The 1,269-nt window shown below is 54.2% G+C and carries 1 protein-coding gene; it reads left to right on the top strand.

The features are described from left to right. Nucleotides 1-1,269 (top strand): HD-GYP domain-containing protein (locus Q7T06_RS09915; RefSeq protein WP_370652360.1); only part of this gene is annotated, 1,269 nt, incomplete at both ends.

The raw sequence follows: 1,269 nt of genomic DNA, 5'->3' as shown, positions 1-1,269 counted from the left end.
GCCCGATACGCCGCCTGCGCTCAAGAATCTGGATGACTTCGGCATTCCTGCATTGGAAGGGCTGGTCAGTTCCATTACAAAAGATATGCCGCAGCAGGGGATTTCAAAGACAGTTGAGCTTGACGGTGAAGACTGGCGTGTTTCCGTATTGCCGATCACACTCGAAGGTTCCGAACCCTTGTACCTGATGACGGCGATTCCAAAGAAGGAGCTGTTTGCGACTGCACTCAAGATTCGTTCGGCATCTATCCTGATTACCTTGCTGGTTATCCTGATCGCAATACCAGTCATCTGGTTCGTGGCGCGCGCCATTTCAAAATCGATGCGCACGCTTGCCAGCGAAGCCGAGACGATACGCCATTTTGAATTCGCTCAGCCTATTACTTTGCGCTCGCATATCGCTGAAGTGAATGCGCTGGCCGAAACCATGGATGGGATGAAGACCACGATACGCAAGTTCATGGACATCACGCATGCAGTTGCAGCAGAGATCGATTTTGAAAACCTGTTGCCGATGCTGTTAAATGAAATCATTGTTGCCGCCCATGCACAGTCTGGCGCCTTGTATTTGATCGATGGCGGCCAGCTGATTCCTTACACGGCAGTTTCCAGAACTGGCACAGAAGTCAGCCGCGGTTTGCGTACTTTGAACATCGATGATTTGCCGACTCTGTTACGTGCTGCAATAGACAGGCAACAGGCGCTGGATGATCTGATGACTGCGGAGGAAGTTGCATCCGCCGGCTTGCATGCGCTGTGTGAAAAGACAGATGCGGCGTGGATGGTTGCGGTGCCACTCTTCAACCGACAGCAGGAATTGCAGGGGCTGATGCTGTTGAAGCGCAAAACGCGCATCGATGGCGCGCAACTGGCCTTCGTCGGCGCCTTGTCGGATTCGGCCAGCAGCTCGATGGAAACACGCGGCTTGATACGCGATCAAAAGGCCTTGTTCGAAGCTTTCATCCAGTTGATTGCTGGCGCCATCGATGCCAAGAGCGAATATACCGCCGGCCATTGCGCGCGCGTGCCTGAGCTGACCAAGATGCTGGCACGCGCCGCCTGTATTCAGGACAGCGGGCCCTACGCCGATTTCGATTTGAGCAAGGATGAGTGGGAGGCGGTGCACGTCGCTGCGTGGCTGCATGATTGCGGCAAGGTGACCACGCCGGAATACGTGGTCGACAAAGCCACCAAACTGGAAACCATCTACGACCGCATCCACGAAGTGCGTATGCGTTTTGAAGTCATCAAGCGCGATGCAGAAATCAA

The sequence above is a fragment of the Herminiimonas sp. genome (genome assembly GCF_030645555.1).
Taxonomy (GTDB): Bacteria; Pseudomonadota; Gammaproteobacteria; order Burkholderiales; family Burkholderiaceae_D; genus Oxalicibacterium.
Note: the sequence above shows the minus strand (reverse complement) of the source record. Positions and strands in the feature narration are given on the sequence as shown.